Below are 20,689 nucleotides of genomic sequence, written 5' to 3' on the forward strand. Positions count from 1 at the left end.
CCCAGTATCACCCTCTCCCCTGGGCCTCTTTGTTTTTTGCGGTGGGGTCGGTGGTTTTTTTATAACCATACGCTGTCCCCGCCGCGGTGTGGGGGGGGGGGGGCGGCGCCCCGGGCCCCCCCCCCGGGGGGTGGGAGGTGGTTGCGGTGGGTGAAGCGGGTGACCCGCCGAGCGGGGCGGGGCGGGGGCTGGCGGGGGTCGGCGCCGGCGCTGTCGCGCCGTGGGCATGGTGACGTGTTCTCACCGTGTCCATGCTGGGCTTCAGTTCGTCCGGCCGACCGGTGGTCCCTCACGTGTTGTAACAGTGGCCCGGCGTGGCGGGTGGTCGAGGGCGCCGTTCGGGGTGCTGCAGGTGGGTGTGTGCTGGTCGTGGTCGAGGGTGCCGTGAGCGTCCGTCTGCTGTTGTGTCCATGCCGGTTGCTGACGGTTGGTCGAGTTGCTGCCAGCGGCCCGTCCGTCTCGTGCTGCCGCGTGCTGTGTCTGGTCTTCTTCCCGGTCCTGCCCTGCCGTGCCTTACTCCCCGTCTCATCTGGCTTGCGTCCGTTTAGCTGTGATCGTCTCTCATAGGCCAACACACCCTTGCATCACGATCCGATGGTCCCGTACCGTGATCGCATGACCGCCACTGTGAGCTTCGGGAGCAGCCCGGACTACTTGCTGGGGTCGGTCGGTGGTTCGCGTGAGAACTACTACATGCAGGCGATCGAGCAGGACGGCGAGCCGCCCGGGGTTTGGGTCGGCGCCGGCGCCGAGATGCTGGGACTGTCGGGTGAGGTTGACCCCGAGCTGTTCAAGGAGATGTACACACACTTCACGGACCCTCGGCGGTTCGAGGAGTTGCAGAGCGTGACCGCCGAGCGGTGGGCCGCCTACCGGAAGGCTCACCCGGATCTGCAGCGCGGGACGGACGAGTACCGAGCTGCCAAGGCCGCTATCCGTGCTGAGGTTCGGTCAGAGCTTCGGTTGGGCAGCGCTCCCCGTGACTACTCCAAGTCAACGGAGACGAAGGTCAAGGAGGCACTGGCCGCCCTGCCCGAGGGGGCCACGCCGGAGCAGATGCGGGCCGCGGAGATGGGGGTTCGGCGCAACGCGCAGAGCACCAAGACCTACGTGGACGTGACGTTCTCCGCCCCCAAGTCGTGGTCACTTCTCCACGCGGGTCTGCAGGTTGCCGCGGCCAACGCGCGGGCCGCCGGGAACGCCGAGCAGGCCGCCGCGTACGAGGCCCAGGCGGAGCAGGTTTGGGAGGCGCTGAAGGAGGGCGCGGCCGCCGGTCTGGCCCACATGCAGGAGCACGCCGGGTACTCCCGGGAGGGTCGATTCGCCGGCGCGAAGAAGGGCCAGAAGAACAGCACGACGACCGGCCGGCGGGTCGATGCGCACGAGTGGACCGCCGCGAGTTTCGCCCAGCACTTGTCCCGCGACGAGGACCCGCAGCTGCACATCCACACGGCGGTTTGGAACCGCGTGGCGTACCAGAGCGTGGACCCGGTGACCGGCGAGACGATCACCAAGTGGGGTGCGCTGGACGGCAAGCTGGTGCTGCGGGAGGCCAAGGCCGCCGGCCACATCTTCGAGAAGGTGGCCGAGGAAGCGCTGGTTCGACGCCTCGGTGTTCGATTTGAGATGCGGCCGGACGGAGTGGCCCGGGAAGTCGTCGGCATCTCCCAGGAACTGCGCGACCAGTACTCGTCCCGGCGCCGCACCGTCGAGGCTGGCGTCAAGGAGCTGGCGGAGGCGTACGAGGCCAAGCACGGCGTCCGGCCGAGCGCGCACACGCTGGCGAAGATGAGCCAGTTCGTGGTGCTGAAGGAGCGCAAGCAGAAGAGCCACGACGGGACGACCCGGGAGGAGTTGCTGGCCCGGTGGGAGGCCGCCGCCGTCGCCGAGGTCCGGGAGTCGCTGGCCGGCGTGCCGGAAGCCGTCGCCCAGGCCGCCGCCGAGCGCGGCACCGAGCCCGAGCCGTTCGACCCCGCCCAGGTGGTGCGGGAGGCGATCGAGGCCGTGCAGTCCGAGCGCTCGGCGTGGACCCGGGCCCACCTGCAGGTCCAGATCATCAAGCATCTGCCGGATTGCCTCGGCGGTCTGGACTCCGACCAGGTAACCGCGCTGGTCACCGAGCTGACGGACGTGGCTCTGACCAACCCCAGCGAGGCCGGGCTGGTGTCGCTGGCCGCGCCGGAGCTGATCCCGATGCCGCGCAGTCTGCAGATGGCCGACGGGACGCCGATCTACCAGGTGCCCGGCGCCGAGCAGTACGCCACGAAGGGCCACATCGAGCGCGAGGAGCGGCTGCTGGCCGATGCCACGCTGCCCGGCGGGCCGGCGCTGACGCCCGAGCAGATCGAGCGTGCGCTGGCTGGCCGTACCTTCACCCAGGGCCAGGAGGCCGCGGTTCGCGGCATCCTCGGCGGCGGCCGCCAGGCCGATGTGCTGATCGGCCCCGCCGGCGCGGGCAAGAGCTACGTGTCCGGGGCGATCCACGATGCGTGGACGGCCACCGGCCGCTCCGTGCTCGGTCTCACCACGTCCGAGCGGGCCGCCCGGGTGCTGGCCGGCGAAGGCGTCGAGCAGGTGGGCAACCTGCAGATGTTCGTCAACGCCAACAAGGCGCTTGCCGAGGGCCGCAGCACCCCTGAGCTGGAGAAGTTCCGGTTGCGGCCGGGCCAGCTGGTCATTGTCGATGAAGTCGGCATGTCCGAGACGCACATGTTGGACCAGGTGCGGCAGCTGGCGCGCGAGGCCGGGGCGAAGATCCTTTACGCTGGCGACCACGCCCAGCTGACAGCGGTGGGCGCCGGCGGGATGCTCGCTGAGCTGGCCCAGCACTCCGGCGTCCAGGTCTACCAGCTGGACGAGGTACTGCGGTTCAGCGCGGAGTGGGAGCGCGAGGCCTCCCTGCAGCTGCGCGAGGGCGACGTGGACGTGCTGGCCGCCTACGAGGACCGCGGCCGGCTGTTCGGCGGCGGCCGGGACGCGATGGTGCAGGCCGCGTACCAGGACTGGCTTGCGGACACGCTGGCCGGCCAGGACTCCATCCTGATTGCCGCCTCCCAGGCCCAGGCGGACCAGCTGGCCGCCATGGCGCGCGCCGACCTCGTACGCCTCGGCCGAGTCGAGGCCGAGGGCGTGCAGCTGGCCCTTCGCGGGATCACCATCGGCTGTGGCGACCAGATCCAGCTCCGCGAGGTCAACCGCGAGGTTCGCAGCCACAGCGGGGACCGGTTCGCCGTCAACCGCGACGTGGTCACCGTGGTGGCGCGCGACGTCGAAACGGGCGAGCTGACCGTGGCCTACGACGACGGAGAGCTGATGACGCTGCCCCCGTCCTACGTGCAGCAGCACGTGGATCTGGCCTACGCCGGCACCGTGCACGCCGCCCAGGGCCGCACCGTGGACCGCTGCCGCGTGCTGGTCGAGGGCGGGGACACCCGGGAGTCGATCTACGTTGCCCTGACCCGAGGCAAGCACGGCAACTGGGCTTACGTCGTTGAGGAACAGCAGGTCAGCGAGCTGGACGGCGATCCGGTGTCCACCGAGAAGCTGGCAGTTCTCGCCCAGGCGCTGGAGACCACCAGCAGCGAGCAGGCCGCCCTCGGCGTGATCCGGCAGAACCTCGAAGACTCCGTGTCGCTGGTGCGCTGGTCGTTCATCCTGGACGACCTGCAGGACCAGCACGCACAGGAGCGGTACGGGCGGATCATCCACGACACCCTTGGAGCCGCGGTCTACCGGGACGTGCGCGACGACGCCGCGTTCGGCCCGCTTGTCCGGCTGGCCCGCGCCGTCGAGGCCGCCGGGCACGACCCGGAGGAGCTGCTGCGCAAGGCGCTGGTGGGCGATCTGTCCGACGCCCGGCACACCGCCCGCGTGCTGCACGACCGGTTGGAGAAGCAGCTGGAGGCCGCCGACCGGGCCAAGGTCCGGGCGGACGAGCGGGACGTGCGCGAGCACGTCGAGGCCCAGGAGCAGGCCGTCCCCGCGGTGGTCGGCGCCGCCAGTCTCGCGCCGGTCGTCGCCGAGCGCCCCGAGCTGGTCATGACCTACGACGCCGCCGCCGGCACGTGGGTCCAGCGGGACGACGCCGACCCGGACGCGCAGGCCCTCGGGGCGCCGGTCGTCCGGTGGGACTACGAGGCCGGCCGGTGGGCCCAGCAAACCCCCGAGGCCGAGCACGACGATTGGGTGATTGCCCCTCCGGCCCCCCGTGGGCTGGACGAGGCGGTGCAGGCGCCCGCCTACGGGCAGGAGCCGGCCGCGGCCCAGGTCTGGGACGCCACCCACGGGTGGGTGGAGGTCACCGTGGACACCGCGGTGCACGATGCCGTCGAGGCCGCATGGCTGCAGCAGCTGCAGGAGACGAACCTTGCCGTGGCCGTGCTGCACGCCGGCCAGGAGGAACAGCGCCGTTCGGAGCTGGCCGACCAGCGCCGGGCCGAGGCCGAGGAACGCGCCCGGTGGCAGACCCGCGTCGCGGAACTGCCGGGCGAGAAGGGCGACGTGGCGCGGGCGGCCGCCGAGTTGATGGACGAGCGGCGTCTGCTGCTCGGCCGTGAGCTGGCCGAGGCCGAGGAGCTGCCCCAGTGGGCCCAGTCCCTCGGCCCGGTGCCGGGCGAAGAGCAGGCCGAGCGCCGCCAGCAGTGGATCGAGCGGGCCGGCACCGTGGCCGCGTACAGGGAGGCGCACGACTGGGACTCTGAGGTGGCCGCGATCGGCCCGCGCCCGGCGCGCGGGGCGGTGGACTACCGAGCCGACTGGGACCGGGCGTTCATGGCCCTCGGGGAGCCCGAGGAGCGCATGGAGCTGGTGGGGGCCACGGACGCCCAGCTGCGAGAGCTGGTCGAGGCGTACCAGCGGGAGGAGGCGTGGGCCCCGGTCCACGTCGCCCCGGAGCTGAAGGCCGCCCACGTGCTGGCCCAGGAGCTGGCGCGCGAGCAGGCCCAGCGCGAGATCCAGATGCTGGAGACGAGCGACGAGGCCGAGCTGCAGGAGCTGCAGCGCCGTTCGCAGGAGGCCGCCGAGCGGGCCGCCGACGCCGCCGAGCGCGCCATCAAGCTGGAGGAGATCCACGGTGTCCGCGAGGCGTGGCACGCGCACACCGAGGAGGCCCGGGCCCGCGCCCAGGCAGCCGCCGAGCAGCTGGAACTCCGCCGCGCGGACGTCGAGGTGGACCCCGAGTGGGACATGGCCGAGCCCGCCCCGGAGGAGTTCGAGCACGCGATCCCGGACGCCGAGTGGGACATGAGCGAGCCCGAGCCGGAGGGCGCCGAGATCGAGGACTGGCCGGCGGAGTTCCTGCCGCTGCCCCCCGAGCTGCACGAGCCCGCCCTGCCCGAGCCCGTGGCCGTCGCCGAGCCGCAGCCCGCCCCGGAGGCGGTGCAGGTGCCGCAGCAGTCCGAGGCGATGCGCCGGCACATCGAGGAGATGGTGCTGGCCCAGGCCGAGGCCGAGCAACTGCCGGTCCTGCCCGAGCAGGCGCCCGCCCCCGTGGTCGAGGCGGCGCCGGCGGTCGAGGCGCCCGCCGAGCCGGTGGCCCCGGTGCACGCCGAGCAGTTCCAGGCGGTTCGGGCCGCCGTCGCCGAGCCCGCCGCGGTCGAGACGACGCTGGCCGGGCCCGGGCTGGACAGCGCGCTGGCCCACGCCCGCGCCGCCCGCGGCATCCTGGACGAGCGCCAGACGATCCAGGACCGCGCCGTAGCCGAGGCCCGCGCCGCCATAGAGGCACTGCAGGCCAGCCGCCAGGCCCCGCAGGTCGAGGCTTCCGTGCCGGCGCCCTCGGCGCCGGCGGCCGCCCCGCAGATCCAGATCCAGCAGTAGGACGGGTGGAACATGAGATCAACGGCTGATCAGATCCGGCGTGGTCTGTTTGCGTGCGCGCTCAGCGGGCTACGGTCGAACCATGTCGAGTAACGGCTGGCCGAACCACGGCCGCGGAGAGCACCAGGTGCCGCGGCTGGACTCTGTGTCCAGGGTGTCCGTCCCCGTCCCGCCCCCGGTGGCGCCGTACACCGTGCCGGGCGGGGCGAGCGTGCCGCCCAGGCCGGCCGCGGCGCCGAGGCCGGTGCCCACCGGGGTGCCGGAGGTGGTGGTGCGGACCCGGGCCGAGCTGGAGGCACTGCGCGCGGACGCCGAGCAGGAGCTGGCCGCCACCGAGGAGACGTGGCGGATGATGTGGCTGGACCCCCGGCACCGCGGGCAGGCCCTGAGCGGGATTCTCAACGCCGTTCGGTGGCTGCTCGGCGAGCGGGAGCCGGCGCCGATCAGCTCCGAGGTGGACGACGGCCCGCTGCCGGCCACCAGGTCCATCGGGCGCGAGCGCATCCACGCCGAAGACCGGGTGTTCGGCCGGGCGTGGCCGGAGCTGCCGGAGTGGTACGCGGCCGGCGTGCTCCGAGCGCTGGAGTGGTCGTTCATCCAGGAGCGGGATCGGCCGATCTCCGCCCAGTAGCAGGCAGAACACGCAGGAGGGCCCCGGGAACCGATCGGTTCCCGGGGCCCTCCTGCGTGGTGCGTCAGGGGGCCGCCGCGGCGGCCGCGAGCGCCGCCGTCTTGGCGTCCACGGCATCCTGCAGGGCCAGCACGCGCGCGTTGATCCGTTCCTGCTCGGCCTCCAGGTTGATCGTCCCGTGCGGCCCGGGGGTGGGCTGGTGGGACTTGGCCGACCTGCAGGGGGTCACCAGTTCCTCGATCTCCCGGGCCAGCCCGGGCATCCAGCGCGTCATCCACTCCGCTTGCCGCAGCGGGGAGGAATCGGCCTCGGTGTGCGCCCAGTGCCACATCAGGCACATGCTGCCGGTCAGCTGCACCACGTCCTCGTGCTCCAGCCAGCAGGGCAGAACGCACCGGCGGTAGGTGGCCGGCCAGGACTTCCGCAGGATCGTCTCGCGCCAGTTCACCAGGTGTGTCAGCGCGGCGTACGTCTCGGCCGGCGCCATCCCCTCCCAGTGCCACACCCGGGTTTCCTTGCCGTCCCGGTGCGCCAGGCCCTGCAAGATGTTGGACATCTCCACGACCTTGCCGGGCAGGTCCATGCCCTCGATCGTGGCCAGGCGGGCGGCCGTCGCGTCGGTCTTCTCCCGCACCTCCTTCACGCGGCCGGTTAGCACCCCGAGCATGTTCGTCAGCCGGTCCTCGGCCGCCTTCACCAGCGTCGCCGGACTGGGGGTGAGGCGGTGCGGGCTGGACGTGGAGTCATCGGTCATCCCTGCTGTCTCCCTTCGCTACAGGCCGGTTTACCAGGACAGATTGTCGCCCGAGGCCCGCGGCAGCGAGGCCTCGGCCTCGGCGGGCGCCGACGCCGGGGCCGCCGCGGGCTGCTGCGCGGGCACCACGGGCGGCTCGTTCGGCATGGGGGGCGCGTTGTAGGGGTTGGCCGCCACGGGCTGCTGAACGGCCGTCAGGGGCGCCGCAGAGGGCGGCGGGGCGGCCGCCCACGGGAACGCCTCGGAGGCCGCTGCAGGGGCCGCCACGGGCTGCTGCTTGGTCAGGTCGATGCCCGGCCGGGCCGCCACCTTGGCAGCCTTCTCCGCCGCCTTCTGCTCGGCCTTCTCCTCCTTCAGCGCCAGCTTGACGTCCTTGCGCTTCCAGCCCGGCGTGTAGTTCACCAGCACCGGGGAGCCCGCGCGGTGGAAGTACAAGCCCGTGCCCACCTTCATCTTGCGAATCTCCGAGGGCGACATGATCCGCACCCGCCGCAGGGAGTGGGATTCGGTCGGCTTGCCGTCCCGGTCCTTGGAGACCGTCACCACGGTCTCGTCCTTGTCGCCGATCAGCGAGGACAGGGTTTCCAGGTCAGCGGGCACCGAGGAGCCACCCAGCGCGAACTTGTTCATGTTCTGCCACAGAATGTCCGCGCCGGTCCGCCCCCACCGGTCCTCCAGCTGGGCACGGCCCTGCACCGACATGACGAGGTGAATGTTCCACCCGCCGGCGTCCGCCGACCAGCGGTGCAGCGGAAGCGGGCAGATCACCGCGGCCTCGTCCAAGATGAAGCGCCCGTACGGGTCGAGGCGGCCGCCGGCGCGCTTGGCCATGGCCTTGGCCGTCTCGTAGATCTCTGCGACGAGGCAGGAGTACAGCGGGGCGATGCTGCCGTGCTCCCGGTCTTCGCCCATCAGGTAGAGGGTGCCCTGCCGCTGCAGCAGTTCCTCGGCCGAGAACTCCCGCTCCCCGGGGGCGGGGAGGACGATCTGCGCGGTGCCGGGCAGGGACAGGAACTCCAGGGTGGGCGACAGGCTCATGTACACGCCGGCCGCCGTCTTGTCGGGGGCTTCCATCTCCTGCCGCAGGTCCCGGTACCAGAGTTCGGGTACCCGGTGGGCGTTGGCCTCCATGACCCTCAGCGGTTCCGGGTTGTTCGGGTCGGAGCACCAGGCCGCCACGTCCATCAGCGTGCCGCCCTTCAGCGCGGCCGCCATCATCAGCGCCCGCAGCAGCCGCATGGAGTGGCTGTCCCAGAAGGACTGATTGGCCATGGATTCGCCCTTGGCGTGGGCCGCCAGCATGTAGCCGGCCCGCCGCATGGCCACGTTGGGGTCTTCGCAGCCCTTCACCGGGTTCCAGCGGATCGTGTTGGCCACGCCGTCCACGTCCGCGTTGAACACCCACACCGGCCGGCCGTTGGCCCGCCGCAGCCGGTGGGTGAGCTGGTAGAGGTCCGCGCGGGTGGAGGTGACGACCGCGGCGCCCGCGGCGTCGATCACCGCGCCGATCAACCACGCGGACTTACCGGAGCGGGGCGGCGCGAAGATGAGCACGGAGTCTTCGCAGCTGATCCACAGCTGACGCTTCCACAGCGCGTCCGTGCCCAGCCGCAGCCCGGCGTCGAGACCGCTCGGCTTCCGCCCGGTGGCGTTGTGCAGGGAAGGCCGCAGCTCCGGGATACGGGCCAGCAGCTGACGCTCCCCGAAGAGGCTGGCCAGCTCCATCTTGTTCGCGAACCCCTCCCCCTTGGGGCCGCGCAGCACGCGCGCGCCGGCGCCCGCCGGGGTCTTCTTCAGCTTCAGGTACCCGGCGGCGAGGCCGCCAGCAGCGAGAACGCCCGCCGTCGCCCAGTGCCCGGGCAGCGCGTCCACAAAGCCGCCGAGGCCGCCGAGCACGTTGAAGCTGGGGCCGGCCGGTCCGGCGGGGGGCTGCTCGGCGGCCGCGGCGGGCACCGCGGTGCCGAGGACCAGCGGGCCCATCCCGAGGGCCACCAGGCCAGCGCGCTTGGTGATGCAGCAGGTGGTGGGGTCGCCGGGGGTGCCGGCGTTCTCCGCCGGGCCGGTGGTGTCGGTGGCGTCGGTAGGGTTCTCCTTGCGGGACAACATCTGGGGTGCACTCTCCTCATGACGTCTCGGAGCCCCGGGCGTCGGGACCAAGCGCCGCCCGGGGCGCATGAGTACCAGTGGCCGGACTGGTCACGGTACGCCCCACCCGTGACACCAGGCAGGGACTTTCCACGCGATCCGATCGTATCGCTTGAAGTCTTGAACTTCAAGGATTCAAGGGTGCGTGTGCTCGGCTGTTTGGATGTTCTGCTCGGCAAGAGTCCAAGACTGCTCGGCGTCTGCTCGGCAGCTCAGGGGCCGTGCTCGGCAATGCGAAGGGCCCGGCCCTCGGCCGCTCGGCACGCGCTCGGCGTGTGCTCGGCCGGGGGGCGGGCCCCGTCTGCAGGTGGGTCAGGAACCGGTGCGCTGGACTCCGAGGTACGAGGCCATGGACGCGGCGCCGTGGGGCCCGTACGGGCCGTGCTCGGCCGTCTCGGCGTCCTGCTCGGCCCCGGCGCCGTCGTGCTCGGCAGCGCTCGGCGCCGCCTTGGCGATCATCAGCTGCCGGACCCGGCGGAAGTCGAGGCGCCAGTTCCGGGCGTTACTCTCCGAGATCGAATACCGCTTCGCCAGCGCCTTGTAGTCCAGGGTCGGCTCGTTGCTGGTGACCGCCTGCAGGTACTCCTCCCATGCCGCCTGCTTGGCCTCGGAGCCCCGGAAGAACACCCCGTCAGCGGGGAGCTGACCGGCCAGCAGTTCCTCCGGCAGTTCCTCGCGCACCGCGCCGCGCAGATCGTCCAGGACCAGCTCCGCCTCCCGCACCGCCAGCTCCAGGGCCGTTGCCTGGGCGGCCGCGGCCCCCGCCTTCTGCTCGGCCGCCGCCGTCTTCTGGCTGGCCTCGGCCGCGGCCGCTGCCTGCAGTTCCACCGCCTCCCGCTCGGCCTCGGCCCGCTCCTGCAGCGTCTTCAGCTCCGCCTCCAGCTGCTCGGCCTTGTCGTACGCCGCCGTCGCCTTGGACAGAGCTTCCTCCCGCTGCTCGGTCAGCGACCGCACCGAGCCCTCCAGCTTTGCCAGGTGCTCGGAAGCCGCCTTGATCTGTCCGTCCAGCTCCTCCTTCTGGCCCGCCGCGTCGAGGCCGGCGGACTCCAGCGCCTCCCGCTTGGCCTTCGCCTCGGCCACCAGGTCGGCCGCCTCGGCAACCTGCTGACGCAGCGTGTCCAACTCGCCGGACAACTCGGTCATTTCGGCCTCGGCATCCTGCCGAGCACGGTCCGCATCCTTCCGAGCGTCGGCCGCTTCCTGCCGAGCGCGGTTGGTGGCCACCCCCAGCTCCCGCAGCTCCGCCGCCTTCTGCTCGGCCTTCTTCTCTGCCTCGGCCGCCGCCGCCTTGGCCTTCTTCGCATCCTGCCGAGCAGTCTCGGCTTCCTGCCGAGCGCGCTCGGCGTCCTGCCGAGCAGCCTCGGCCGCGGCCGCGTGCTCCCCGGATTCGATCTTGTGGGCGGCCGGCATGATGGCCACCGACTCGATCAGCTCCCGCACCTCGGTTGCTTCGGAGGTGTCCACCATGGCCAGGTCATCGGTGCGGGTCCAGCCCGCCAGACCCCGCATGACGGCCAGCGCCTGCCGGGAGTCCCTGCCGAAGTCCGCCCGGTCCACTGCCTTCTGCGTGGCCGCGCGCTGTGCCTCCAGCTCCACCAGCGCCTTCTCCGCCGTCCGTCGTTGAGCGCGGGTCTGCTCGCGGTTGTCCTTCGCCCACTTCGCCGTTGCCTCCAGCATCACCCGCAGCTTGAACAGCTCCGTGGCCGCCTTCTTCGCCGCGCTGGCCTTCACCAGGTCCTGGCTGGAGCCGTTGGGGTCCACCCCCAGGTCCGCGTACCAGTCGGCCCACCGCTTCTCCCACAGCGCCCGGACCATCCGGAGCGGGCCGGTGGAGGACTCCACCACGGCGTCCTTGCCGCCCATGCGCTCCCGCAGCTCCAGCTCCACCACCCAGGCCGCCGCCACCGGCATGGCCGCCATGAAGGGGGCCGCCGCCGCGTTCGGAGCGTGGACGATGTTGGCCCAGCTGCTGAAGCACACCAGCCCCCAGGCCGTGTAGTGCATGGTCTTGAGGTTGCGCGTCCACCCCACGTCCGGATCGGCCTTCTTGTACAACATGCCGAAGATCGTCAGCTCCGTGATGTCGAACATCACGATGAACCCGATTCGGATGGGCCAGGGCAGGTGCGCGGTGTCGGCAGCGAACCCCCACAGGCCGTACACCGAGACCGTCACGCCGGCCAGGGCCACCTTGCCCTGCGGGCCCATCTGGTCCAAGAAGGACAGGAGGCCGTTTCGCTGTCCGTCTTCGTTCTTGGAGCCCCGCAGGAAACGCACGAGGAACACGAGGACGAGGAGGACAGCCAGGCCGATGGCCGGCGCCGTCACCCACCCCGGAAGGGTGGACAGGTGGTGCCGCGCGGACTTCAGCAGGTTGTCCATCTGGCTAGATCCCGCTGCTGACCAGCGCATATCGCTGGCCGTACTCTGGTCGTGGCGCACGTTGATTCTCCGATCTCTGCGTCTTGGCCTCGGCGGCGCTTAGGACACCCGCCGAGGTCTCTTACTGTCTGGGAGTCTTGATCTTCCGGAGTTCCGGACTACCCGTCTCCGGGTTCCTCGCTGTCCGGCAGTCCGGCGCTCTGGGCTTCTTCCAGTTCCCGAAGCTTGGACCGTGCGGCTTCCAGGTCCTTCTCCAGGCCGCCGACGTAGGAGACGAGGGAGGCCAGCAGCTCCTCCTCCGTGTCCCCCACGAGGACGTCACGGCGGCCCAGCACGAAGTCCGTGGCCACCCGGATGACCGTGTTGGCGGTGATGCGCTCCACCTTCACCGTGCGGCTGGCCTGCAGCTCACGGGCCAGCACGTCCAACTCGATCTGCTGATCGCCCCTGAGCTGGACATATTTAGGGCTGAGCGTCTTCCTTGCGGCCGCCGCTGCCTGACTGAGCGTCGTAGAGCGCCGGCGCGTCGTGGTGTTCGTCTTGTCCCCCTTTGTCGGTGCGCTGTCGCGGATGACCTGCGAGAGGTCCACCGGCTTCTTAGACTTCTCGCTGGTCATCGCGCCACCGCTTTCTCAGGCCGGGGCACCCGGACGTCTTCGCCCAGAGCCTCCAGCAGTTCGTCCACCAGGTCCCGGGCATCGTTCGCCGGTTCCCGCCAGGTCTTGTCCGTCCCCTCCGTGATGGGGATGCCGAGCTGGCCGGCGGTCTGGTGGGCCACCAGCTTCCGCATGTGGGTGCGACAGGAGTTGATGCCCACCACGTCGAGGCTTTCCTGCGTCCGCATGGCCTTCGCCTTGTGCTGAGAGGCAACCTTGCTCAGGACGACGCGGTACGGCCGGCCGGACGGAAGCACGATCGCTCGCAGCGACGACATGACAGCCCGGGCCTCCAGGTAGTCCAGCGTCAGCGGAACCACGATCAGGTCCCCGGCACAGGTGGCCTTGAGCTTTTCGTCCCGGTGCGGCGCGTTGTCGATGACCACCCACCGGTAGCCCCGCAGCTTCTTCAGCTTGCCGAGGGTCTGCGGGTCCTCCTCCAACGCGAGGTCAAAGGAGGGCGTGACCTGCAGCAGGTTGTACAGCTCCGCGGAGGAGCCGTCTTCCTGCCGCTTGTCCGCGTCGATCAGCAACGTCCGCCCGAGCAGGCCCAGCAGCCACGCGATCAGGAACGCCAGCGTGGATTTCCCGATGCCGCCCTTACCGCCGAACACCGCAATCACGGTCGGCGGCCCATCCCAAGGGGGATGTTCCTTCGCCATCTCCCACTCCCTTCTCTCGTACTCACGGGCCCCCCGAGCTTAGGACTCTGCAGGTCCCGGAGCCGAGATCATCAGGAGTCCGAGCCTCCCAACCTCAGAAACAATCATACCCACAGAGTCTTGAACTTCAAGACTCTGTGGGTCTATGGTTGTGGAACAGCGAGAGGACCGGGGCGCCAACCCCGGTCCTCTCCACCGGGGCCAGCGTGCGACCGCTTCCCCGGCATGGACCGATCCCGCATGGAGGACCAGTCATGTCCCAGTCTCTCAGGACCCCCCAGCGCCACCTCCGGGTGGTCAACCCCCGCCCGCACGAGGCCGGCCGCGGCGTGCTGATCGTGGGCCGCATCCGGCCCGCCGGCACCGTCTGCCCGAACTGCCACGACTTCGGCCGGGCGACCGTCCGCCGGGCCGGCCAGCTGGTCAGCGTCGCCTGCCCGGTCTGCTCGCTGTCCGCCGTGGACGCCCCCGAGGCCCAGGTGATGGCCCGATGAGCGCCCCCAGCCCCGAGGCCCAGCAGCTGCTCAACCAGGCCGCCCAGGACTACGCAAACCACCAGGCGAACGCCACCGAGCGCCAGACCGCGTGCACCGGCCAGCTGGCCGGCGCGATCTCCCACGGTTCGGAGAACGCCGGTTCGTGGGCGCCGAACTCCGCCGCCGGTGTCGGCCAGCGGTACTGACCACCCCTGCCCGGGCCCGAGCAGTCGGGCCCGGGCACTCCCACGGCTGGAGACACCCATGAAGACCCTTACCGCCTTCCGGGAGCTGGCGCTGCCGGACGCCGAGGCGATCGAGCGGTGGGCCGCCACCGCGCTGTTCAGCGCCGCTCAGAGCACCGAGGAGATCGGGCAGACGTCCCGCGAGACGGCCCGGGCCCTCGTGCGCTACCTCGTGTGGACGTACCCCGAGACCTACCGCATGCAGCTGGTGGTCACCTCCTACCAGGGCGACGACGCCGCGGCCGCCGAGAAGCGTATGAAGGCCTGCAGGGAGGCCGTGCGCGGCGCCGCCGAGTGGCCGCTGCTGGCGGACTGGCAGGTGGCCAGGTGAGCCGCCGTCGCCGACCGGCCGCCGGATTCGAGCCCTTCCGGGGCGATCAGCTGGAGTTGGAGCTGGAGCTGCCCGACGCGCCGCCCGCCGTCGAGGCCGACCCGGAGCCGAAGCCCCGCGGCCCGCGCCGGGACCGCGGACCGCGCTGCCTGATTCTGGCCCTGCCCGACGAGGGGCAGCGGTGACCAGCCTCCCGCCGCGCGGCCGCGGTGAGGAGCCGCGGCTGGTGATCGAGCGTCACGGCCACGAGGTGGTGGTGGACCGGCACGGGCTGGCGATCGACGGGCAGCGGATCTGCCGGACGCCGCTCGGCCCGGAGACCGCGGTGAAGCCGAGCGAGGACCCCAAGCGCTCCCGAACCGTCCAGGTCACCCCGGACGGAGGCGTGGTCTACCGCGGCCGGCTGGTCGCGGAGCTGGCGCCCCCTCCCGCCGGCACTGCCAACCCCGGCGAGGTGATCGTGCACGGGCCCAACGGCCCCGTGTGGCCGGGGGCCCGGGTGGGCGACCAGCCGGTGCCCGGGCCAGCCCCGCCGCCCGTGCCGGACCTGCAGGCCAGCGTGGACGAGCTGCAGGCCGCCGCCACCCAGCTGGCCAACCGGCAGCAACAGGAGACCGACGAACGCACCCGGGCCGAGCAGCCCGGAATCCAACCGCCGAGCATCGAGACCGAACTGGAGATCAGCCGATGAACCCCAACGAGCCCACCACCAGCGGCATCCCGGACTGGCTGTTGGCCCAGGCCCGCCGGCCGCTCCCGCTGCCGCCCCCCGAGCCCGAGCTGCCCCAGATCATGAGCGCCGGCCGGTGGCTGATGGTCCACCACAGCGCCCGCATCCTGCCCGGGCTGACCACCACCACCGTGCTGATCCTCGCGCGGATCTGGAACGCCCAGGGCGCCGCCCAGAACGTGGGCGACGCCGCCCTGATGATCGTGCTGGCCGCCGCGAGCGCGGCCGCCGGCACCGTCTCCGCCCTCGGCCAGCACGGGCACAGCGAGATCACCGCCACCGGCTACGGCGCCGCCGCCTCGTTCGCGCTGGTGGCCGTCGCCGCGTACACCCCGGACTGGCCGCTGGCACTGCTGATGTACCTGCTGGCCACCATCGGGGTGTATGCGCTGGCCGCCCCGCACTGGCGCCGGGCGAAGGAGGCCCGGACCGCCCACCAGGCCGAGTACCGGCTGGCCGCACTGCACTCCCAGACCGAGGTGACCACCACCGCCATGCGGGTGACCGGCGCCGTCGAGGTTGCGCACACCCTCGGCCAGTTGGAGCAGGCGTGGATCGCTCGGCGCGCGCTGGACGTGATCGAGCAGCAGGGCGGCGCCGAGGGCGTCAGCTTGCTGGACGCGGTGGAGCCGAAGGCCCTCGGCCGAGGCTGACGGGCCGTCATCATGAGGAAGGGAGGACAGCCGATGAGCCCGTGGGGGACCGCGATCGTTGCCGTGGTGGCCGTCGCCGCACTGTGGCAGCTGCGGGTGTACCGCCGCCGGCCGCAGGATCAGCCCACCGTCGCCGAGTCCGTGCTGGCCTCGGCGCCCCTCACCCCGGCGGCCGCGTACGCCGACGCCCCCGGTATCGGGGACGAGCTGGCCGCGCTGTGGGTCGCGCAGGCCGCCGAGGCGGAGCCTGGTGCCGAGTACGGGGCCGCCGAGCACCGCGAGCAGCTGCTGCGGTGGGCCGCGGTCTGGGACCGGCTGGCGCTGGAGGACGCGCTGGCCGGGACCGGCGCCGCCGCGGCCGCCTACCTGCTGCAGGCCCATGACCACATCTACGACAGTCAGGCCGGACCGTACGGGCCCCACTCGATCGAGTGGGACCAGCCCCGCGGCGGCCGCCTGTACGTCCGTCAGGAGTACGCCGCGTGGCGTGCCGGAGCCGAGAGGACCGCCCAGTGACCGTCCAGGACGACACCGACCAGCAGGAGACCAGGCCCTACCTGCAGGGCACCCGCCACGGCCGCTTCCGCCAGGCCCCCGAGCTGGCCACCGCCATCAACGCCGGCACCGTGGTGTACGAGCTGCCGTACCGGGGCGAGATCACCCAGGTGGTGAACACCGAGGGCGGCCCCTTCCCCCGGATGACCAGGTTCGGGGTGCTCCGGGAGACCTGGTTCGGTGACCAGGCCAGCCAGTGGGTGCGCTTCCCCAGCGAGGGCGCCGCCGTCGCGTGGTGCCGCACCACCGTGGACTATTGGCTACGGGAGCACAGCGGCTGGCAGAACGACCAGCATTTCGCCGTGTGGCGGGGCCAGGGGTGGCAGGTCGAGATCGACCGCGACCGGCAGCGGTACACCGTCGCGGTGGGGCTGGCCCCGGGCACCTTCGTGGAGTGCTTCGACGCCCGCGCCGCGGGGCACGAGGACGACGCCCCGGCGACCGTCCAGGCCCGAGGCTGGTTCAAGATTGTGGAGCTGCTGCCGGTCGATCCGGCCGACTGGCCGGGCAGCATGAGCCACGAGTACGGGCGCGTGCTGGCCGCTGTCAGCGAGCTGGCCGCCGAGCGCCGACGCGCCGCCGAGGCCGACGCCGAGCGGGAACGGGTGGAAGCCGAGCGCGCCGCCGCCGTCGCCGAGCACGAGCGCCAGGAAGCCGAGCAGGCCGCCGAGCAGACGGAGGCCGGCGGTTGGTGGTCCCGGTTGTGGGCGCGGGTGGCCGCGCTGTTCGGCGGCGCCCAGTGAGCGCACTGGACCGCCCGTTCGCGTGGTACGCGGACGCCGGCATGGCGGTCTGCCGCCGCTGCAAGGCCGGGAAGGGCGATCTGGTGGACGTCGAGGCCGCCGCCCGGTGGCACGCCGGCCACTACGCCAGCTGCCGACCGGCCGAGCCGATCGAGGCCCGGGTGCTCAACTTCCCCACTAGGCTGACCGGTTCGGCTCAGCCGGACGACGACGACCAGGAGGAGCCCATGCACGAGAACGAGCACCAGGAGTGGGACGGAGCCGGCATGCCGCCGGAGGGCTGGTGGATGTGCCCGCACCACGGCGAGGGAGGCGGGCCGGGCGAGCAGTGCCGCGGGTGCCGGGAGCACTGGGGGCTGGACCCCGAGCCGCCCCACGACCCCCAGGCCTGCAACGACAGGGCGTGCGCGCCGTGCCACGACCCCGAGTTCTGCGACGACCCGCAGTGCGCGATCTGCGGGCCGGAGCCGACCTACGAGGAGTGGGTGGCCGAGAAGATTGGCCCCCGCGAGGTGGGGGGCCGGTACCGCACCTACACGGGGTACGAGTACACCGTGCTGTCGATCGAGCCGGGCCCGCGGGACAGCTGGCCGACGTGGCAGATCACCACCCGTGGCGTGGAGGACGGCGCCGTGCGTGCCCACTGCACCGGGTGGGACGAGCGGGACCAGGTGGTGAGCGGGCCCCGGGACGTCGTGGACTGGCCCGCCGACGCCCAGGCCGCGATCGTGGAGGCCGTGCTGGAGACGCTGGAACCCGGCGGCCGGCACCGGTAAGCCCGCAGACCCGAAGGGGCTCGGACACCACCACGGTGTCCGGGCCCCTTCGCGCGCGCTCGACTCACACCACCATCTTCTCGTCCGTCTCGAACAGCCGGCGCTCCAGGTGGGAGAGCATCAGCTGCACGGCGTGCGATCCGCCGCCCCTGCCCACCTTCCACAACGCGCGCCCGCGCTGGCCGGCGCCCCAGCTGCCGATCAGGTCGCACTCGGCGTCAGTCAGGCCGATGGCCTCCCTGGTCATCTTCAGCGGGCGGGTGTCTTGGGCGAGTTGGATGCGGGTTTCGCAGGACGCGATCAGGTCCCGCGCGATGGCCACCGCCTCGGACCCCGCGGCGCCCACGCCCTCGAAGTCGGACAGGCGGTGGGTGGCCAGCAGCTGGATCGTGCCGGTAGCACGGGACAGCCGCAGGTCAGCGTCGATCTTGCGGACCATGGCGGCGCCGCCCGATCGCATCTGCCGCCACAGTTCGTCCCGGACCACGATCCACGGGCGCCCGGGCCGGTCGATGGCCGCTTGCGCCCACGAAGAGACACAGGTCAGCACCATGGCCACCACCTCATCCCCGTACTGTTCCAGCGCGCTGATGTCCACCGACTGGATCGGCGCGTCCCAGTCCAGGCCCATGGACGTCTTCTGGTCGAAGAGGCCACCGAGATGGCCCTGCACCATGCTGCCGAGCGCCGAGCGGATCGAGGCCATTTGTTCGCGGGCCAGCTGGATATCGCCGCCGCGGACGCGCAGTTCACGCGCCATGTCTTCGGTCGGGTCGCGCAGCACCTCGTACACCAGGGGGAGCGTGGGTGTGTCCATCCGGGTTTCGCCGGCGCCGCCGAGCTGGCCGGTCACCTCCCGGATCGCAACGTCCAGGGACTCCTCCTCTTGCGGGAGGAGGGTTCGCCGCAGCTGCAGCTCCAGCAGTGCCTTCAGCAGGGTAAGGCGCCGGCGGTGAATCTCCGTGAGCCGGGCCTGCAGCTCCGTCCGGTCCTTGATCAGGTGCAGGTCGGAGCCCAGCGGCCCGGCGTCCAGAGGGTTCAGCCGCCCGGAGAGCCCGGGGCCGAGCCGCACCGGCTCCACCCCGAGGTGCCGGCACAGCCCGGCGTACTCGCCCTTGACGTCGCCCGCGATCAAGGTCCTTTGCCCGGTGACCATCAGCCGGAAGCACAGCGCCTTGACGTGCGCGGACTTCCCGCTGCCGGGGATACCGGTCAAGATCACGTTGGGATTGGTGCACAGCCCTTCCCTCACCCACAGCGCAGGGTGTGCGCTGAAGGCCTGCATGGTCAGCGTGTTCCAGCCCATGTACACGCCGAGCGGGGGCAGGGAGCCGGCGTGGAGGAACGGATAGACGCCAGCCGCCCGCCCGGTGTCGGCCCTGAACACCTCCCCCTTGGCAAGGGAGGCCGAGCGCCCCGCGAGGGGCTGGTTCCAGCCCTTGCGCGGGGCAACCCGCATCGCGGTCTCCGGGTCTTCCAGGAGCCGGGCCCGCCGCAGTTCCCGCGCGGACAGGGCCCGTTGCTCCGGCAGCAGGGACTCCCGGGTGCCGACCAGTTCGGCGAGCGGCACCGATTCCAGGTCACTGTCCGGGCGCCGGCGGCGGAGGAGGTTCACAGGCCCACCCGCTTGTTCGGCAGGCCGACGCCGAGCGGCAGGCATGCGGAGGCGAAAGCGTCGTCTTGCGCACCCCAGGCCCGGCGCAGGACGAGCCCCGCCTGGCTGGCGTCCGCCTTCAGCTCCGCCACCGCCGTCTCCAGCTGATCCAGGTGGGTCACGGTGACGGCCACGACGCCCTGAAAGCGGACAACGCCGTGGCCCGAGGCCCGCGCGACGTCTTGGGCGTGTGCCGTAGCCGACTCCCGCCGTTCGTCCTCGGACTCCGCCCGCCCGGTGCGGGCCCGCAGCTTGCGGGCCGTCTCGCGCTTGGTCTTCTCCCGGGACAGTTCCTGGCGTGCGCGGGCCGGGCCGATCGGCTCGAACAGCAGGGAGAGGGAACGCCGGGCGTTCTGCCTCGGCCGAAGAAGGGGCTGCAGGAAGGTGGGGAAGACGTCCGACTGGGGCAGGCCGCGGATCTGAAACGCCACGGTCCAGGCCCCGTCATGGCGGTATGTCGTCCAGCTGGTTTCTGTCGCCGCCGGTCCGGCCACCGCAGGGTCCACCCCGGCGTCCACGCCCGTCCAGCCGGGCGCCTCGGCCGCCGCATCGCGGGCCGCGAGTGCCTGCTGTTCCTCGGGGTCGTAGGCGACGCGGACGACGGCCGCCAGCCGGCGCGGGGACAGCAGCTCCAACACCTGCAGGCCCGCCGTGCTCAGCGCGCCCTGCATGGCGCTCCACTCCCGCACGAGGACGGCCGCGGCGCCGACCTGCCCGCCGCCGGCGCCCCGGATAGCGAGCCGGGCCCGTCCGGCGGAGAGCGTGACGGAGAGGTACGTCTCGCGGATCGTGGCCGCCGGCCCCGCGCTCTCCATCAGCTCCGTCAGCGCCTCCACCGCGGCCGGTGGCGCGGTCGGGGACGTGTGCCGCTCGGTCCACGAGCGCAAGGCCTCCCCGTCGTCCGGGAGGCTGCGCTGGTGGACCTGAATCCGCGTGATCGGGCCGTCTTCCTTGCAGTGGTACTTGAGGAAGGCGCCCCAGGCCTGAACGCGCTGGTTCTGCTTGTCGGTGTCCACGAGCGCCAGCCCGGGGTAGGTCACCCGGCACACCAGGGTGTAGGTGTCCTCCACCGGGTTGTGGGCGATGCCCACCTGCCCGCCCAGGCCGTCCGGGGCGGAGAGAATCCGTACCCGGGCGAGCCGGCCGGGCAGGTCCATCGGCTGCTCTCCCCGCTTGGTGGCAGGGGCGAACAGCCCGGAGAGGAAGAGGTTACGACCGGTGGCCACGGCGATTTGATGCCTAACTGCTAGAACGATCCACTCCTGTGCGGACAGGCCCATCACCCGCCCGAAGGCCAGGAGGAGGAGGACCAGGGCGACGGGCACGCAGACGAGCGCGGCCCCCCAGCTGTGCTGATAGATGGGGATGAGCGCGAAGACGCAGGCCGCCACCATCAGGGCGAAGCCCGAGCCGGACAGGTCTCCCATCCAGCCGGAGCGTTCGGACTGCCAGCCGCTGTACGTTGCCGGTTCCGACATG

18 protein-coding genes are annotated in these 20,689 nt (G+C 71.9%); 11 read left to right on the forward strand and 7 right to left on the reverse strand.

The annotated features are described in order from the left end of the window. Positions 1–615: 615 nt before the first annotated feature. Both mobF and ACFV1W_RS30180 read left to right on the forward strand, forming a co-directional pair. The gene (gene mobF / locus ACFV1W_RS30175) at positions 616–5,817 is read left to right on the forward strand and encodes a MobF family relaxase (RefSeq protein ID WP_380420427.1); all 5,202 of its coding nucleotides are present in this window, start codon (positions 616–618) and stop codon (positions 5,815–5,817) included. Positions 5,818–5,899: 82 nt separating this feature from the next. Further along, positions 5,900–6,448 carry a hypothetical protein gene (locus tag ACFV1W_RS30180; RefSeq protein WP_380420428.1) on the forward strand — a complete coding sequence of 183 codons (549 nt, stop codon included), beginning with the start codon at positions 5,900–5,902 and terminating at the stop codon, positions 6,446–6,448. 64 nt (positions 6,449–6,512) lie between these two features. Here the strand turns inward: ACFV1W_RS30180 and ACFV1W_RS30185 are convergent, their stop codons facing one another. The 5 genes from ACFV1W_RS30185 to ACFV1W_RS30205 all read right to left on the reverse strand — a co-directional run bounded on the left by ACFV1W_RS30185 (position 6,513) and on the right by ACFV1W_RS30205 (position 13,047). After that, positions 6,513–7,202: a hypothetical protein gene (locus ACFV1W_RS30185; RefSeq protein ID WP_380420429.1), complete on the reverse strand. Its 690-nt coding sequence runs from the start codon at positions 7,200–7,202 to the stop codon at positions 6,513–6,515. 30 nt (positions 7,203–7,232) lie between these two features. Then, positions 7,233–9,308: a type IV secretory system conjugative DNA transfer family protein gene (locus ACFV1W_RS30190; RefSeq protein WP_380420430.1), complete on the reverse strand. Its 2,076-nt coding sequence runs from the start codon at positions 9,306–9,308 to the stop codon at positions 7,233–7,235. A gap of 351 nt (positions 9,309–9,659) precedes the next feature. Continuing rightward, positions 9,660–11,729 (reverse strand): hypothetical protein, encoded by a 2,070-nt coding sequence (locus tag ACFV1W_RS30195; RefSeq protein WP_380420431.1) that lies wholly within the window; start codon positions 11,727–11,729, stop codon positions 9,660–9,662. 158 nt (positions 11,730–11,887) lie between these two features. After that, positions 11,888–12,346: a hypothetical protein gene (locus ACFV1W_RS30200; protein ID WP_380420432.1), complete on the reverse strand. Its 459-nt coding sequence runs from the start codon at positions 12,344–12,346 to the stop codon at positions 11,888–11,890. Then, on the reverse strand, positions 12,343–13,047 hold the full coding sequence (locus ACFV1W_RS30205; RefSeq protein ID WP_380420433.1) for a hypothetical protein: 705 nt from the start codon (positions 13,045–13,047) through the stop codon (positions 12,343–12,345). The genes ACFV1W_RS30200 and ACFV1W_RS30205 overlap by 4 nt, the downstream gene beginning before the upstream one ends. Before the next feature lie 254 nt (positions 13,048–13,301). Here ACFV1W_RS30205 and ACFV1W_RS30210 point away from each other — a divergent pair, with 254 nt between their 5' ends. From ACFV1W_RS30210 to ACFV1W_RS30250, 9 genes are read left to right on the forward strand one after another with little or no spacing between them, the layout of a single operon-like run. Next, complete coding sequence (locus ACFV1W_RS30210) at positions 13,302–13,541, forward strand: hypothetical protein (RefSeq protein ID WP_380420434.1); 240 nt, start codon at positions 13,302–13,304, stop codon at positions 13,539–13,541. Beyond that, positions 13,538–13,729, forward strand: coding sequence for a hypothetical protein (locus tag ACFV1W_RS30215; RefSeq protein ID WP_380420435.1), 192 nt, complete (start codon positions 13,538–13,540; stop codon positions 13,727–13,729). The genes ACFV1W_RS30210 and ACFV1W_RS30215 overlap by 4 nt, the downstream gene beginning before the upstream one ends. 58 nt (positions 13,730–13,787) lie before the next feature. Beyond that, complete coding sequence (locus ACFV1W_RS30220) at positions 13,788–14,099, forward strand: hypothetical protein (protein WP_380420436.1); 312 nt, start codon at positions 13,788–13,790, stop codon at positions 14,097–14,099. Further along, complete coding sequence (locus ACFV1W_RS30225) at positions 14,096–14,284, forward strand: hypothetical protein (RefSeq protein WP_380420437.1); 189 nt, start codon at positions 14,096–14,098, stop codon at positions 14,282–14,284. Before ACFV1W_RS30220 ends, ACFV1W_RS30225 begins: the two co-directional genes overlap by 4 nt. Positions 14,285–14,325: 41 nt before the next feature. Further along, positions 14,326–14,790, forward strand: coding sequence for a hypothetical protein (locus ACFV1W_RS30230; protein ID WP_380420438.1), 465 nt, complete (start codon positions 14,326–14,328; stop codon positions 14,788–14,790). Next, on the forward strand, positions 14,787–15,482 hold the full coding sequence (locus tag ACFV1W_RS30235; protein WP_380420439.1) for a hypothetical protein: 696 nt from the start codon (positions 14,787–14,789) through the stop codon (positions 15,480–15,482). The genes ACFV1W_RS30230 and ACFV1W_RS30235 overlap by 4 nt, the downstream gene beginning before the upstream one ends. Positions 15,483–15,515: 33 nt before the next feature. Then, positions 15,516–15,998: a hypothetical protein gene (locus ACFV1W_RS30240; RefSeq protein ID WP_380420440.1), complete on the forward strand. Its 483-nt coding sequence runs from the start codon at positions 15,516–15,518 to the stop codon at positions 15,996–15,998. Next, the gene (locus ACFV1W_RS30245; RefSeq protein ID WP_380420441.1) at positions 15,995–16,780 is read left to right on the forward strand and encodes a hypothetical protein; all 786 of its coding nucleotides are present in this window, start codon (positions 15,995–15,997) and stop codon (positions 16,778–16,780) included. Before ACFV1W_RS30240 ends, ACFV1W_RS30245 begins: the two co-directional genes overlap by 4 nt. Continuing rightward, a complete protein-coding gene (locus ACFV1W_RS30250) occupies positions 16,777–17,556 on the forward strand; it encodes a hypothetical protein (protein WP_380420442.1) in 780 nt (259 codons plus the stop codon). The genes ACFV1W_RS30245 and ACFV1W_RS30250 overlap by 4 nt, the downstream gene beginning before the upstream one ends. 64 nt (positions 17,557–17,620) lie before the next feature. Here ACFV1W_RS30250 and ACFV1W_RS30255 read toward each other — a convergent pair whose 3' ends face one another. Next, the gene (locus ACFV1W_RS30255; RefSeq protein WP_380420468.1) at positions 17,621–19,015 is read right to left on the reverse strand and encodes a type VI secretion protein; all 1,395 of its coding nucleotides are present in this window, start codon (positions 19,013–19,015) and stop codon (positions 17,621–17,623) included. Between the two features lie 152 nt (positions 19,016–19,167). Then, positions 19,168–20,688, reverse strand: coding sequence for an SCO6880 family protein (locus ACFV1W_RS30260; protein ID WP_380420443.1), 1,521 nt, complete (start codon positions 20,686–20,688; stop codon positions 19,168–19,170). Position 20,689 lies beyond the last annotated feature (1 nt).

Origin of the sequence: Kitasatospora sp. NPDC059648, assembly GCF_042734825.1 — a bacterium.
Lineage (GTDB): Bacteria > Actinomycetota > Actinomycetes > Streptomycetales > Streptomycetaceae > Kitasatospora.

Bases quoted from the DNA above. Each gene is read 5' to 3' on its own strand.
- mobF (WP_380420427.1), top strand. From the start codon at position 616: ATGACCGCCACTGTGAGCTTCGGGAGCAGCCCGGACTACTTGCTGGGG.
- ACFV1W_RS30180 (WP_380420428.1), top strand. From the start codon at position 5,900: ATGTCGAGTAACGGCTGGCCGAACCACGGCCGCGGAGAGCACCAGGTG.
- ACFV1W_RS30185 (WP_380420429.1), bottom strand. From the start codon at position 7,202: ATGACCGATGACTCCACGTCCAGCCCGCACCGCCTCACCCCCAGTCCG.
- ACFV1W_RS30190 (WP_380420430.1), bottom strand. From the start codon at position 9,308: ATGTTGTCCCGCAAGGAGAACCCTACCGACGCCACCGACACCACCGGC.
- ACFV1W_RS30195 (WP_380420431.1), bottom strand. From the start codon at position 11,729: ATGGACAACCTGCTGAAGTCCGCGCGGCACCACCTGTCCACCCTTCCG.
- ACFV1W_RS30200 (WP_380420432.1), bottom strand. From the start codon at position 12,346: ATGACCAGCGAGAAGTCTAAGAAGCCGGTGGACCTCTCGCAGGTCATC.
- ACFV1W_RS30205 (WP_380420433.1), bottom strand. From the start codon at position 13,047: ATGGCGAAGGAACATCCCCCTTGGGATGGGCCGCCGACCGTGATTGCG.
- ACFV1W_RS30210 (WP_380420434.1), top strand. From the start codon at position 13,302: ATGTCCCAGTCTCTCAGGACCCCCCAGCGCCACCTCCGGGTGGTCAAC.
- ACFV1W_RS30215 (WP_380420435.1), top strand. From the start codon at position 13,538: ATGAGCGCCCCCAGCCCCGAGGCCCAGCAGCTGCTCAACCAGGCCGCC.
- ACFV1W_RS30220 (WP_380420436.1), top strand. From the start codon at position 13,788: ATGAAGACCCTTACCGCCTTCCGGGAGCTGGCGCTGCCGGACGCCGAG.
- ACFV1W_RS30235 (WP_380420439.1), top strand. From the start codon at position 14,787: ATGAACCCCAACGAGCCCACCACCAGCGGCATCCCGGACTGGCTGTTG.
- ACFV1W_RS30240 (WP_380420440.1), top strand. From the start codon at position 15,516: ATGAGCCCGTGGGGGACCGCGATCGTTGCCGTGGTGGCCGTCGCCGCA.
- ACFV1W_RS30255 (WP_380420468.1), bottom strand. From the start codon at position 19,015: ATGCGGGTTGCCCCGCGCAAGGGCTGGAACCAGCCCCTCGCGGGGCGC.
- ACFV1W_RS30260 (WP_380420443.1), bottom strand. From the start codon at position 20,688: ATGTCGGAACCGGCAACGTACAGCGGCTGGCAGTCCGAACGCTCCGGC.